Source organism: Deltaproteobacteria bacterium HGW-Deltaproteobacteria-6 (genome assembly GCA_002840435.1).
Classification (GTDB): domain Bacteria; phylum Desulfobacterota; class Syntrophia; order Syntrophales; family Smithellaceae; genus UBA8904.
Window position 1 is genome coordinate 113,812 of sequence record PHAT01000002.1, and the last position, 13,132, is coordinate 126,943.

Annotated in this window: 13 protein-coding genes; 9 read left to right on the forward strand and 4 right to left on the reverse strand. The window is 48.8% G+C overall.

The window, feature by feature from the left end; genetic code table 11:
- The first annotated feature begins 310 nt into the window (after positions 1-310).
- From CVU71_04865 to CVU71_04895, 7 genes are all read left to right on the forward strand, one after another.
- Entirely contained in the window at positions 311-1,237 is a 927-nt protein-coding gene (locus CVU71_04865; protein PKN19708.1) for a hypothetical protein, read from the forward strand.
- A gap of 149 nt (positions 1,238-1,386) precedes the next feature.
- A complete protein-coding gene (locus CVU71_04870) occupies positions 1,387-1,677 on the forward strand; it encodes an addiction module antitoxin RelB (GenBank protein ID PKN20077.1) in 291 nt (96 codons plus the stop codon).
- A 9-nt stretch (positions 1,678-1,686) separates the two neighbouring features.
- Positions 1,687-1,989: a putative addiction module antidote protein gene (locus CVU71_04875; protein PKN19709.1), complete on the forward strand. Its 303-nt coding sequence runs from the start codon at positions 1,687-1,689 to the stop codon at positions 1,987-1,989.
- A 365-nt stretch (positions 1,990-2,354) separates the two neighbouring features.
- Complete coding sequence (locus tag CVU71_04880) at positions 2,355-2,732, forward strand: anti-sigma factor antagonist (GenBank protein ID PKN19710.1); 378 nt, start codon at positions 2,355-2,357, stop codon at positions 2,730-2,732.
- 45 nt (positions 2,733-2,777) lie between these two features.
- Positions 2,778-3,176 carry a hypothetical protein gene (locus CVU71_04885; GenBank protein ID PKN19711.1) on the forward strand — a complete coding sequence of 133 codons (399 nt, stop codon included), beginning with the start codon at positions 2,778-2,780 and terminating at the stop codon, positions 3,174-3,176.
- A 222-nt stretch (positions 3,177-3,398) separates the two neighbouring features.
- Complete coding sequence (locus CVU71_04890) at positions 3,399-5,267, forward strand: hypothetical protein (GenBank protein PKN19712.1); 1,869 nt, start codon at positions 3,399-3,401, stop codon at positions 5,265-5,267.
- Positions 5,268-5,393: 126 nt separating this feature from the next.
- On the forward strand, positions 5,394-5,666 hold the full coding sequence (locus CVU71_04895) for a hypothetical protein (protein ID PKN19713.1): 273 nt from the start codon (positions 5,394-5,396) through the stop codon (positions 5,664-5,666).
- 80 nt (positions 5,667-5,746) lie between these two features.
- Here CVU71_04895 and CVU71_04900 read toward each other — a convergent pair whose 3' ends face one another.
- Entirely contained in the window at positions 5,747-6,091 is a 345-nt protein-coding gene (locus CVU71_04900; GenBank protein PKN19714.1) for a hypothetical protein, read from the reverse strand.
- Positions 6,092-6,349: 258 nt separating this feature from the next.
- On the opposite strand from CVU71_04900, the gene CVU71_04905 reads away from it, so the two are divergent.
- Together CVU71_04905 and CVU71_04910 are read left to right on the forward strand one after the other, a co-directional pair.
- Positions 6,350-8,515 carry a cAMP/cGMP-dependent 3',5'-cyclic-AMP/GMP phosphodiesterase gene (locus CVU71_04905; GenBank protein PKN19715.1) on the forward strand — a complete coding sequence of 722 codons (2,166 nt, stop codon included), beginning with the start codon at positions 6,350-6,352 and terminating at the stop codon, positions 8,513-8,515.
- A gap of 109 nt (positions 8,516-8,624) precedes the next feature.
- Positions 8,625-9,782, forward strand: a complete 1,158-nt coding sequence (locus CVU71_04910) for a hypothetical protein (GenBank protein ID PKN19716.1) — start codon at positions 8,625-8,627, stop codon at positions 9,780-9,782.
- Between the two features lie 35 nt (positions 9,783-9,817).
- Here the strand turns inward: CVU71_04910 and CVU71_04915 are convergent, their stop codons facing one another.
- From CVU71_04915 to CVU71_04925, 3 genes are all read right to left on the reverse strand, one after another.
- Positions 9,818-11,893: a diguanylate cyclase gene (locus CVU71_04915; GenBank protein PKN19717.1), complete on the reverse strand. Its 2,076-nt coding sequence runs from the start codon at positions 11,891-11,893 to the stop codon at positions 9,818-9,820.
- A gap of 83 nt (positions 11,894-11,976) precedes the next feature.
- A complete protein-coding gene (locus tag CVU71_04920) occupies positions 11,977-12,618 on the reverse strand; it encodes an OmpA family protein (protein ID PKN19718.1) in 642 nt (213 codons plus the stop codon).
- A complete protein-coding gene (locus CVU71_04925) occupies positions 12,618-13,073 on the reverse strand; it encodes a hypothetical protein (protein PKN19719.1) in 456 nt (151 codons plus the stop codon). Before CVU71_04925 ends, CVU71_04920 begins: the two co-directional genes overlap by 1 nt.
- Between the last annotated feature and the right edge of the window lie 59 nt (positions 13,074-13,132).

The following is a 13,132-nucleotide window of genomic DNA, read 5'->3' on the forward strand; positions in this document are numbered from 1 at the left end:
TTTGGTGCCAGGTGTAAAGAAAAGCTGTAAATATTACTTCCTGTAAGAGAGTCTCCTGTATTTATCGATGGCAGGCATCGTTTCAGGTTGTACTCATTGATGCCGGTATTTATTAACTGGACAAATTTCCCATAAATTACCTTGCAGGCTTTTGGTCTTTATTACCGTGAAATGCCGAGTGCCTAAATTTCATTCCCTTTGATTTTAAACATATTTTCACTTTCGATTCTTTTTTAAAGAGAGTATAAAGATAACGAAAAATCGGAAAATACCAGCCACGGTAGATTAATTGTTAACTGTAGAGGTGATTATGAAAGGTTTTCTTTGTAAAAAGTTTTACTTTATATTTTCTTTAATTATTTTTTCCGTATTTTTGTGTAGTTGTGAAGACTATGACAAATATTATATAAATCTGGGCAATTCGCGTTTATCGTCCGGCAAATTGGATAGAGCAAAGGAATATTTTGAACATGAATTAAAACGTAACAAAGATAGTGCCGAAGCTTATTTCGGCCTTGGCAGTGTTGCTCTGGCGAAAAAAGAATATCCCGCAGCTATTGATCTATTTACAAAAGTTATTGGACTGAATCCTAATCTTGCGGGGGCATATTTTAATAGAGGCCTTGCTTGGAAGGAGATTGGAGATATTGAAAAGGCAATAGTTGATATAAATAAAGGAATGGAGATAAATCCAGGGCATCCTCTTGCATATGGCCTGAGAGGGGATATTTATTTTGACAAAAAAGAGTATGACCTTGCTATTGCTGATTATGACAAGGCATTAACAATTGATCAAAAGAATGAGTGGCTATATTTAAAACGGGCAAATTATTGGTTTGTTATTGGGAATTTCAAGAATTCGATTTTTGACTTAGAAAAGGCCTTTAAATTGAATCCTTCAAATATTACAGCCTTAAATGATTATGCATGGCTGCTCGCCACTTGTTCCGAAAAACCATATAGAAACGGTGAAAAATCTGTACAACTAGCAGAGAAAGCTGTGGTGGTATCTCGTTCAGCAGGAACATTAGACACATTGGCTGCAGCATATGCGGAAACAGGAAGATTTGAAGATGCCGTAAAGATTCAAGAAGAATCGATAAATATTCAGAAAAAAACAGGGAGTAATGTGTATTTGTCTGCTTCAATAGAACGTCTTAAAAGTTACAGGGGTAAGATAGCTTGGACAGATTATTCTAGAAAAACGTTTGAGATTGAAAAGGTAATTTCGAAATGAGGTTTAGATGTGTAAATTGCAAATATTAAAAATAGTTAACAAAATCAATACAGCCGATCGATTACGCTACGGCTGATTTCATCGTTGGGCATCACAACAAACCTAAGAATCTATTTGACAAAGTGTAGCCATTGGGCTACATTAAGTTCATGATTGAAATTCGCAAAACCGCCATATTCGCCAAGTGGATTGATGGTCTGCAGGATGTTCATGGCCGTGCGCGTATTCAGGCAAGAATCGAGAGATTAGCTATGGGCAATCCCGGAGATGTTAAGCCCGTAGGTGAAGGCGTTTCTGAAATGCGTATTAATCATGGTCCCGGCTATCGGGTTTATTATATTAAGCGTGAGCGCACAATGATAATCATGCTGGCTGGTGGAGATAAAAGTACACAGGCAAAAGACATTAAAACCGCAATTCGCTTAGCAAGAAATTTGTAGGAGTTGATTATGGCAAGAACAGTTACTACCAAATATGATGTATCCGAGCACCTTCGTACACCTCAGGAGATGGCCGCTTATCTGGAAATGTGTATCGAAGAATCGAACGGTGATGCGGCATTTATCGCAAAGGCATTGGGAGACATTGCAAAAGCTAAAGGTATGTCTCAAGTGGCGCGAGATGCCGGGTTGTCGCGTGAAAGTTTATATAAAGCTCTATCCGGTGAAAGAAGTCCGGAATTTGATACTATTCTTAAGGTACTTGGCGCCCTGGGTATAAAGTTACATGCAGAGGCTGTTCGTTCAATATAATTTGTAACCCGACTGAAAAAGTAATGAACCAGTTCTATCTAAAAGAATAAGAAGCGCTAACAGCTCGTGTTTTTGCCTTGGATCATTTCAGTTATGTATGAAGTTGTTTTGGTATCAAGTGTAATGAAAACCTGAAAAAATTTCATTTCAAGTCTGCCGTCATAAGCAATCAAAACAATCACTGATTTCTGATGGCAATAATTATTTTCTATCCTGAAATCCTGTTTGTCCATTTTGCCGCTTTCTGCTATATTACGAACCGCATCAGTTGGAATATCAATGAGATGGTAACGTCGAAAAAAAGTCAACCAGGATATCGGAAGTAACCGCTCTCTTACGACTCAAATGAAAAAGGAGAAAAAGAAATGTCCCTGATGATGAATATTGAAAACAAAATGCCCGGTTATTATGTTGTTACTTTAAACGGCCGGCTCGATAGTATCACCTATGCCGATTGTGAAGCAAAAATCACCCCCATTCTGATTCCCGCGACCAAGAGCATCGTAATGGACATGTCCAATCTGGATTATATCAGCAGCATGGGCCTGCGAGTAATCCTTAAAACGAGACAAATTATGGAAACCCAGGGTGGCAAGGTCTTCATCGTCAATATGCAGCCGCAAATTAAAAAGGTGCTGGAGATTGCCAATCTGCTGCACGGGATGACTCTCTTTGCCAGCATTAAGGAGGCCGACGACTATTTTGATGCCATGCAGAAAAAAGTCCTGGAATCCTTAAAATAGCAGCAAGAGCTGTGAGGGCACAGTTAAAATACGGATTATGGAAACATGGTTATTTTAGAGAAGCAGAATGTGGTGACAGGGGAAGGAGAAAAATTTATGGGCATTATTAAGATGAATAAAAAGTCCCTGATGATGGTCATGGTGTTGATCGTATTTTTTTTGATGGATATTACACCTGGTGCCACAGAGCAATATTACTGTCAGGCGGCCTCCGATATTTGTAATTACAACCGCACGGTATTAACAATTAATGTAGGATGCATGAATTCCCAGTCATGGGTGTGTACGCGAGCGATCGGCAGTACCATAGAATGCGTTGCCGGGTCTTTGAAAAAGACACCGTCACAGACTGATTGGTTTAGCCCTCAGAAGATGTGTGACAGTTTATGTAATGTGTGCACCAGTGGCTGGAGTCTCAAGCAAAGCGGTGGATCTATGTATTAACAATCTTCGCACTGCTCTTTGTAACTTCATATGATGCGGATAAGACCGGTTCCCGCGCCGCCTTCCCTGTGCCCGCTTGAGATTTATTTGTTCATATTTTGCGATCATTGCTCCGCCCGGAAGTTTATTTAACCTTGCATCGCACGTACAATTCCTGTAACAATCACGTCGTTTTTATAATGAAATCCGGAGGAAAACCAAGTGAGAAGATATTTTCATACAATGGCCATTCTACTTTTTGCATGCGGCGCGATTATGCCGTTTTATGCACAAGCCGGACAATCATCCCGGCCGGCGATTTACCAGGCCATTATTAACGACAGCATTGACAGGGTCAAAGCCGCGATAGACAAAGGCGAGGCAAACGCGGTCTGGGAACAGGAAACCCCGCTGTGCTTTGCGCTCTCTTATGGCAAAAGATGGGATGTCGCCAAAGCGATCATTCAATCGTCCCGGGCGGACGTCAACAAGAGAGGCACCCGTGAGGATGGATTCGGCAATACGTGGGAACGTACGCCCCTGCTGATAGCCGCGGAAAACGGACAAACGGAAATCGTCGATCTTCTGCTGAAAAAAGGCGCCGATATCAATGCCAGGGATCGGACCAATGGCGCGCCGCTGTCCCAGGGGAATTCAGCGCTGATTCTGGCCGCCGCCATGAATCATCCGGATACCGTCCGGCTGCTTCTGGCCCAGGCCAAAAAACCCGATGTCCTTCTGAAGGAAAGAGAAGGCAAAACCGCCTTCTGGTTTGCTGTGGCCAATGAAAACCTGGAGATGGTCAAGCTTCTCTACAGCCACGGCTCAAAAATCAACCTGCCGGACAAAACAGGCGCATCGGTGCTGACCACCACCGTTTTACACAAGAGACATGACGTGCTGGATTTCCTAGTCAAAAATGGCGCGGACATTAACAAGGCGGACAACAACGGAACCACCCCGCTCATCGCGGCCATTGGCTGGAAGAATAAAGATCAGGCCGTGGTGTTGAAGTATCTGGAAAAGTTTCTCACCTTCAAACCCAAGGTGAACTATGCGGGCGGTGATTATTCAGCCCTGCATAACGCCACCCACTATGATTTTGTTGAGGCCATCGGACTCCTCCTGGACAATGGAGCAAATATCAACCTTTTATCCCCGGCCAGCGGCCGTACCGCGCTATATGTCGCCGCCATGTCAAAAAAAATCGATGCGGCCAAATACCTCATGTCGCGCGGGGCTAAAACGGAAATTCAGGACAAAGCCGGTTACACACCGCTGATCGCGGCCGTAATTGTCACGGATCCGGAAATGGTCCAGGTTCTGATGGAAGGAGGCGCCGTGACCGATGTAAAATCTCCGGCAAGTAATCTGACGCCGTTGGTTATGGCAGCCGGCAATCCCGACCCTTTTAAACACAAAAGCTACATCAGGATCATGACCATTTTATTGGACAATAAAGCGGATATTGATTTCCCGGCCTCCGACGGCCGAACCGCGTTAATTGCCGCGGCTATGTGCGCTGATCAAAAACAGGCTCTCGAAAAGGTTTCCTTGCTTTTGGAGAGAGGCGCGAAACCCGATATGGTAAAACACGGGGGAGAAACGGCTTTGATGCTGGCCGCAGGCCGTGGGCATGACGAAGTTGCCGAATTGCTGATTGAAAAGGGCGCCGATGTGAACCTGAGAAACGGCGCCGGTGAAACGGCCATGAGTTACGCGAAACGTTCCGGTAAAACCGCCATCATCACCCTTCTTGAATCGAAGGGCGCGAAACCCGATGCGCCCGTGGTCATGAAAAATGTCTCTGTCAAAGAGCTGGTCGGAACCTGGGAGGGTTTTCAGGATGGACTGCCGCAGGCGCGGTTCAAGCTTACCCTGAACAAAAATAATACATTTGATTTTGTTTCCCGATTGACGCCGGAAGTCCTGAAGACGCTTCCCAAAGGTTCCGTGAATCCGGTCATTGCCGCCCAGAAAGGGACTTACACCGTCAACAACGACATCCTGATCCTGAATCTGACCGGCGCCGCGCCGGTTTCCCGGAAGTGGAAACTGGAAAACAAGATGCTGATCCTCGACAACATTATCCGGTTGAAAAAGATGAAATAAACCTCCTTTATGTTTGCAGCGGATTAGTTGTTTTACGGCATGCAGGTCATAAAAAGAAGAAAGTTTTTGCCGTCTCGCGACATAGTAGTCGTGGACAAGAGAAAACTTATTATGTATAATTAACCCATGGAAATAATTCTGGGCACACAAATCGCGGTTCCTCTTTCTCAGGTGGCTTTGCTGCTGGGAATCAGCACGGTGACATTATTTTTTGGACGGATAAAAGTTGCCCTGATCATCAATTATTGTTTCACGCTTTACTGGGGCTTTTTTTTGAATCCCGGTTTCTTCTCCGACAATGGAGACCTTATCTTAAACAACTACACGTTTGCTTATTTCGGGTTTGGTCTGCTTATTGTTGTTCTGGCGGTTATCGGTTTTATGTTCAGCAAAGAATGAAACGGACAATCGCTGAAAGCTGATTGCTTTGATCAGGTGCTTCCCGCTGTACTGATTTTCCTGACCGGTCCGTTTAGACTTTATCTGGAGAGCTTTCCTCCGCAATCGGATTTGCCCATGCCTCGCCCTTCAGTTTCTTCTTTGATCAAATTGCCGCTTTCATCAAAAACCAGTGAGTAAAAAAAATCATTGTCGCCGCAGTTATATTTCCAGGCCTGACCCCGGTTGATGCATAATCCTGTTTCTCTATGGCGCTCAAGGCAGATGGATTCTTTGGATGTAGGGGCTCCGCAGGTGAAGAGCAGTTTTGTTTTGGAATCGCCAAGTGTGATGAGACCGGTTCCGCAGGAAAACGCCCATCCGCTGTCCGTTATCATCAACATGCTTGCCATAACACAGAACAAAAAAATGATGTGCTTTTTCATCTTTCCTCCTTTTCGCCCTTATTGCAAATGGCGAACTTCGTGCTCAGCGCCGTTTCAATCTTGATTTCAATATATTACATTATTTTTCAGGGTTGTTCAAGCACTCCGCCCACCGGCGGACAGTCTGAGGATTCGTGTGTTGTAAAGCCTTCGGCTTTTTATTGATTATTCGAGGACTTCTCTGTTATAAGAACTACCATGGAAGATACAGGATTCATGACCTTCATCAATGCTCATTCATGAAAAGGAGACGGGATCATGGCTGAAAAAAAGGGGTCTCTGATTTTCTTATCTCGCGGAGGCATTTTGATTCCGGCGTCTACCGGAAACATCCAGCTGGGAATTCCACCGGAAACAATAAAAGATACGATGAAGCTTAAGGGCGGCGTGCCTGATACGTATATTGTGCCCGGGGATATGTTTGATCTGCATTACGGGGTCGCGCTGGCCGAGATGGAATTTCCCGTCTATTACAATTTCTTTATCAAGAAGGAAAAAACAAGAATCATCTGCCATGAAGGCCAACGGAAAAGAATTGAAACGGTCATCTCGGAAGCCCTGTTCGGGCCGGAAACAATGGACTACGTTAATGAATATGCAGACGGAGAGAATACGCCGGGTTTTCCGGATCTGAGAGCGGAAATGAACCATTTCAGAAAGTCCATGGGCCCGGAGGGCAGCGTGGACCTGGAGGACTTGATAGACTTCTGCGTTCTGGATGATCACGGGAGAGCATCCTATAACGGGATTGATGTCCAGTTTGACAGCGATGATAATTTAAGAGTCTATGAAAAGGGAAAGGAGATCGCGTTTGTCGGCAGGGATGTGTCTGTTATGGTCCGTAAAGCGGCGGCTGCCCGTTCCAAACTCAATTTCCGGCCGCCCTTATTCGGCGTGACAACCCTTGGGGCCGGTCATGGCTTCGATCCTGAAGCGGATACATCAGGGCTGATCATCTGGGTAAGCCGGCGGGGGATTATGGTGGATCCTCCTGTTGATTCCACCGAGAAACTGCTGGCCTTAGGCGTCGGTCCAAAATGGATCGATAGTGTCATCCTGACGCACTGTCATGCGGATCACGATGCGGGAACGCTGCAGAAGATTCTTCATGAAGGAAAAATCAACCTGTACACAACGAGCACCATTTATAACAGCTTTATGAAAAAGGCCGGGGCTTTGACGGGTATTGAAGAGTCGCGGCTCAAGAGGCTGGTTCATTTTTACCCCGTCTGCATCGGGAAGCCCATGATCATCAGCGGGGGCAAATTCAATTTTAATTATACCCTTCATTCCATTCCGACCATTTCCATCCAGGCCTCTTTGTCCGGAAAGAGCATGGTATACAGTTCAGATACAATGAACGATCCGCAATATATTGAACAACTGTACGCGGAGGGTATTCTGACGAAAAGCCGCCGGGACTCTCTGGTGAATTTCCCCTGGGATCGGGATGTCATTTTTCACGAAGCGGGCATACCGCCTATCCATACGCCGCTTGACTTTCTTTGCAACCTGCCTGCGGACATCCGGAAGCGAATGTATCTGGTCCATGTAAATCCCGAGAGCATCCCCTGCGAAAGCAGTCTGCGTATCGCCCCCACAGGGTTGGCCAACACCATCGAACTGGACGTCAAGTCCATTCCGCATGATGAAGCTATTGAAATGCTGGACACCTTTTCCCGCGTAGAACTGTTTGAGAACCTGGCCTTTGAAAAGGCCAGGGAGTTTTTACTGGTTGCCGGGGTTGAACATTACAAGGCGTCCGACGTCATCTTCAGTAAAGGGGACAAAGGGGATAAGTTCTACGTGGTGATGAGCGGCATTGTGGATATTACTCTGGGCGGCAAGATGATCACGACATACGATGTCGGCGGCTATTTCGGGGAAAAGAGCCTGTTTCTGGATGAAAACCGCACGGCAACGGCAACCTCCCGAACGGATGTAAAACTGCTCACCATTCGGAAAGATGAAATGTTGAGCCTGATACGCGGAACGGAAAGTGAATACCTGCTGCATCAGATTGCTGATTTTCAGAATGTCAAACTGCGGAAAACCCTGAAAAATAATCCAATCCTCGGCAGTTTAACGGCAACGCAGAAAACCCGGCTTCACGGACTGATCAGACCTTTTGCTCATTCCTTCCATCCGGGAGATATTATCGCCGGTAAAAATTCGGCGGCGGGATTCACTTATCTTGTCGGTGAGGGAAGCGTCGATGTCTACCAGGGACGAGTATTGATTGACACGTTGATCAAAGGCGGTCTGTTTGGCGTGAAGGATCTCTTTGAAGGAAAAGATAAAAAAACATTTTCATTTGTCGCGAAAGAAGAGACATGCCTTTACTGCATCGAGCATGCCGACCTTAAACATTTTTTGGATACGAATCCCGGCGTCTATGTAAAAATGTATCATATTCCTTATTGATGCGGCAGGCGCGCTTTCATCATAGCCCGGACTTCACCCATAGAACCGGTGGCAACCGGTAAAAAAGAAGTATATACGTTTTATGTTTGTATTTTGCGCATGAGGGGGAATGGCAATGATGATTCCATCGGACATCAAGCGTTTGTTTCAGGACCATGGCACCGAGATGATTCTGGAAAAAGGAGACGTACTGTTTCGCCAGGGAGATGCCAGTGATGCGGTATACTACGTCATGAGCGGCAGTTTGACGGTATACGTGCGAGAAGGCAGCGCGGACCCCCACCTGCTCAACGGCGTCGGAGCAGGAGAACTGCTGGGCGAGTTGGGCGCCATTACCCAGCAACCCCGTTCAGCCACCCTGATTGCCTCATCGCAGGTCGTGCTTTCATACATTCCCACACTCAAATTCCGGGCTCTGCTGGCCGATTCCTTGCCTCTGGTTGAGAATATGACCTTGACCAGTCGCGAACATGTGATTTCCGCGGACCGGGCGCGGATTCAGTTCGGAAAAACCTATCAGCAGATGCAGAAGCGCCTTGCCAGTCTGGGCGAAGAAAAAGAACAGCTGCAGGAGCTGCTGCGCCTGCGTGAAGAGCTTGAGGCCATGGTGGTTCATGATTTGCGCAATCCGTTGAACACGGTCATGATGGTCCTAAGCCTGATGGAAAGCATGAAGGATCAGGTCAATGACCCGGATGCTTTCATGCACCTGTCCAAACTGGCCAGCGGCGCCGCATTGCGCATGAATCAACTGATTTCCACCCTGCTGGATATTGCCCGGTTGGAAGCCGGTAAATTGGTTTTGAATATCCAGGAATTTGACCTCTCGATCCTGTTGGCGGATGTGATCGATATACAGCAGCCGATTGTGAAAGGTGATGTTAAAATTGTTAATCAGACGACGCCGGGTTTGATCATCAAAGCCGACCGCGAAGTGTTGAGGCGTGTGGTGGCTAATTTATTGGACAATGCGTTTAAATTTGCGCCCCCTTCCAGCCAAATCGAAATCACGGCCCAATCGCTCAACAACCGGGCCGTCCGCATCAGCGTTATTGATGCCGGGCCGGGTGTTCCACCCGAGGAACGCGAACGCATTTTCGAAAAGTTCACGCAGGTGAAAGATGCGGTGCACGAGAGGCGCATTGGCACGGGGCTGGGGCTGACCTTCTGCCGCATGGCGGTGGAGGCGCACGGTGGTTCCATTTGGGTCGAGGACGGCCCTTCAGGTGCGGGAAGCTGTTTCAGCATCCAGCTCCCTCAGGAGTAAAAACGGATTCCGCTTTTTTGAATATATCCCTTACTTCAGCCCAGATACTTTGAAATATCGACATGATCGATTTGTTCCGGCCTGAGATAACGGCTGGCGTAGCGCAGGTAAACGCCCGAAGTCAGGAACAGGTCGAACAGATCGGGATCGATGTGTTTGTCCTTCTTGAAGAAGGAAAGGATTTTCACCGATTCGGAGAGCGTCTTAGCTTTTTTATACGGGCGGTCAGAAGCGGTGAGGGCTTCGAAAATATCGGCAATCGCCATGATGCGGGCCGGGATGGATAGATCGTCCTTCGTAAGCCCGAGAGGGTACCCGGAACCCGTCAGGGTTTCATGATGGCTGCCCGCGTATTCAGGAACTCTCGAAAGCTCCTTGGGAAAAGGCAGCGCCTCCAGCATGACGATAGTCTGGATAACGTGCTCATTGATCTTGAAACGTTCCTCTTCGGTGAGCGTGCCCTTCTCCACGCACAGGTTTTGTACCTCGCCAAAGTTATAAAGATGTTCCGGCACCTTCATCTTGAAGCCGTAGTGGGGATCGGGTACGTTGCCGACGCCCCGGGGGATGATGTGGCAGGGCTTATCGGCAAGCAGGTTTTCAACCGCAGGCAGCGCGGAGACAGGCATGCTTTCATATCGCTGTAATTCTTCGTGTGACAGGCCGAGGCGGTCGTCAAAATGGCGCGTCCAGGTCTGACCGGCAATCCTGTTAATCTGGTCGATCCGCTCCGGCGCCATGAACTCACCGCCCATGTTGCATTCCGCCAGGAATGCGAAATCGGCGATCAACTGCATGTGCCGTTCATGGAATTTCTGCGCAGTTGCAGCGGGATCGGCTCCATTTTGGATTGCCTTGAGAGATGTGATCTCGGCATCGCGCAACAAGACCTCGAATCGCGCGCGCACCTCATGGATTCGGTTGTAGATCATTTCGAGCTTGGTTGCTTTGTCGACCACGTATTCGGGGGTAGTGACTTTGCCGCAGTCATGCAGCCAGGCGCCGATCCGGAACTCCCGCCATTCTTCATCAGAATGAAAATCGAAACCGGCGAGCGGCCCCTCCCTGACACTGGACGCCTCCCGGGCCAGCATGACGGCCAGTTCCGGCACCCGTTCACAATGGCCGCCGGTATAAGGACTCTTCGCATCAATTGCACCCGCCACAAGTTTAATCATCGAATCGACCAGCGCACGCTGTGCCGCAAGCAGATTGCTGTTTTCCAGGGCGACCGCCGCCTGCGAGGCAAGTGCTTGCATAAACCCCACCAGTTCTTTCGGAAACGCGATGACTGCTCCGCTGCCCGGATCCAGGGCGTTCAGAAACTGCAACACGCCAATGACCTCTCCTTCGCGCGGAGACATGGGGATGGTCAGCATGGATAAGCTCCGGTATCCGGTCCGGTCATCGAAGTGGTGTGAGCCGCTCATATCAAACCGCTTTTCAGCGTAGACATCGTCGATGATAACGGTTTCGTTATGCAGTGCCACATAGGTCGCCACGTATTTCTCATTTGGCGCGCCCGTGCCCGGGTCCGTAAGCGGAATCTCCATCGAGGGCAGCAGGTCGTCCTTGGTGCGCAACGCAAAGACCAGTGTGTTATGATCGGTTTTCAGGTACATTGTTCCGGCATCACAGTTGCACAATTGCTTCCCGCTTTCCAGAATATGCCTGAGCAGTGTTTGCCAGTTGCGCTCCCGTGACAGCAGGATGCCGGTTTCCACCAGGCTGGCCAGTTTCTGTTCGGCCACCGTCAGGGCTTTGGTGTGTTGATCGAGCGTGCGCTTCATGGCCTTGTGGGCTTGCCCCAGAATGTTGACTTCATGGAGGATGGTAGGCCGGGGATCAACCTCGCCTGTGAAATCCAGATTTGCGATTTGCTCCGCGTCCGCGGCAAGGATGGAAAGAGAGCGTCCAATCCGGCGCGCGCCGATAACCGAGAGGGGGATCATGACCAGAAGAAGAGCGATCATCACGTAGATGACCTGGCTTCGCGCCTCAATGATCAAACCGCCGATGAGGACCAGGGCGGTGATCATCAGAACGATGCCCAGAAGAATCAAGATGACAAAGTTGTGAAAACGCAAACTCAGACCAGAGATGCGGGACATGCTGACTCCTTTCGACTGAATCAGTCGCGCAGGCTTACCCATGTTCCGGGGTTCGTGTTTTCCGCAATTGTTTTTATGCGGTATCAGCGAACCGTGATCTCCACGCGCCGGTTTTTCGGTTCCGGCGTGTTATCCGGTGTGGAGACAAGCAGATTTCTTTCGCCATGAGATGCAATCGTTATATGAACGTCGTCTTTCCTGATGCTTTCCGCTTTTTTAATTTCCGCCCTGATAATGTCCGCGACAATCTGCGCCCGTTCCAATCCGAGTTTCTCGTTGGCGTCGCCGTCTCCCATGGTGTCGGTGTGGCCGATCACCGATACATCGGGCGCCGGATGACTTTTGACTGCGGCTAGAATCGCCGGTTTCAGGGCGTCCGACTCGGCGGTCAGCTCCGTGCCGCCGGCCTTGAAGTAGAGCATGAAGCTAACCGGAAGCGGCGGCTGTGCGGCGATGGCGTCGCCGAAGTCCCGTTTGATCCTGTTTTCATCTACCGCGTAAGGCGTGCCTGCCTTACCATCAAGGTCAACGCCGGTGCGGGGCGTTGCAAGAAGGACCTCGGTTTTTGCATCGGTTGCGCCGTCCTTAACACCGCTTACCGCCAGTTTTCCTATCGTTCCATCCGCGTTGTCCATCAGAACGACATACGATTTCTGTGACGAGCAGCCCATCACAATAAGCAGGACGGCAAAAACGGCGAATCCGGTTCTTAAGTTGCGAATCATTATTGTTCCCTCCCGTCCGACGGCTCGACCTTGACCAGAAAATGTGTTCCGCGGCAACCGATCATGGCCGCCGGCGTCTTGACGGTCACGGCTTTCGGCTTGAGTTTGGCGATTACGCCCGACACCACCTGCATGGAGCCTTTCGACATGCTTGTCCCGAATTTCAGATTTCCTGTCCCCGGCGAATAGAGGTATTCATCCACCGTCAGTTCGGTATCCGGTCCGAAAGACATAACGGTGTTGTCCCTGAAAGTCACACCCATGGTTCCTTTGGAACCGGTCTTCAATGTGTTCCCCATTTTAACGGGCGTGCCGACCTGGGCCGTAACCGGCTTTCCGGAATCGATCACCGCCGCGCTGCCCGATACCGTTTTGACGAATCCGATTGTATCCTGTGCCCATGCAGCGGACACAGCCATAAGCAGCATTGTGATTACCATGATGAAGCGGATCATTATTTGTTCCTCCTGTTTTGCATTTGCGGTTCGGTGCGCCTTGCCTGATGCACGGCCGC

What these genes read in the sequence shown, in the direction of transcription:
- CVU71_04880 (PKN19710.1), top strand. Translation starts at nt 2,355, where the DNA reads ATGTCCCTGATGATGAATATTGAAAACAAAATGCCCGGTTATTATGTT.
- CVU71_04920 (PKN19718.1), bottom strand. Translation starts at nt 12,618, where the DNA reads ATGATTCGCAACTTAAGAACCGGATTCGCCGTTTTTGCCGTCCTGCTT.
- CVU71_04900 (PKN19714.1), bottom strand. Translation starts at nt 6,091, where the DNA reads ATGAAAAAGCACATCATTTTTTTGTTCTGTGTTATGGCAAGCATGTTG.
- CVU71_04895 (PKN19713.1), top strand. Translation starts at nt 5,394, where the DNA reads ATGGAAATAATTCTGGGCACACAAATCGCGGTTCCTCTTTCTCAGGTG.
- CVU71_04885 (PKN19711.1), top strand. Translation starts at nt 2,778, where the DNA reads ATGGTTATTTTAGAGAAGCAGAATGTGGTGACAGGGGAAGGAGAAAAA.
- CVU71_04865 (PKN19708.1), top strand. Translation starts at nt 311, where the DNA reads ATGAAAGGTTTTCTTTGTAAAAAGTTTTACTTTATATTTTCTTTAATT.
- CVU71_04925 (PKN19719.1), bottom strand. Translation starts at nt 13,073, where the DNA reads ATGATCCGCTTCATCATGGTAATCACAATGCTGCTTATGGCTGTGTCC.
- CVU71_04910 (PKN19716.1), top strand. Translation starts at nt 8,625, where the DNA reads ATGGCAATGATGATTCCATCGGACATCAAGCGTTTGTTTCAGGACCAT.
- CVU71_04915 (PKN19717.1), bottom strand. Translation starts at nt 11,893, where the DNA reads ATGTCCCGCATCTCTGGTCTGAGTTTGCGTTTTCACAACTTTGTCATC.
- CVU71_04875 (PKN19709.1), top strand. Translation starts at nt 1,687, where the DNA reads ATGGCAAGAACAGTTACTACCAAATATGATGTATCCGAGCACCTTCGT.
- CVU71_04870 (PKN20077.1), top strand. Translation starts at nt 1,387, where the DNA reads ATGATTGAAATTCGCAAAACCGCCATATTCGCCAAGTGGATTGATGGT.
- CVU71_04905 (PKN19715.1), top strand. Translation starts at nt 6,350, where the DNA reads ATGGCTGAAAAAAAGGGGTCTCTGATTTTCTTATCTCGCGGAGGCATT.
- CVU71_04890 (PKN19712.1), top strand. Translation starts at nt 3,399, where the DNA reads ATGGCCATTCTACTTTTTGCATGCGGCGCGATTATGCCGTTTTATGCA.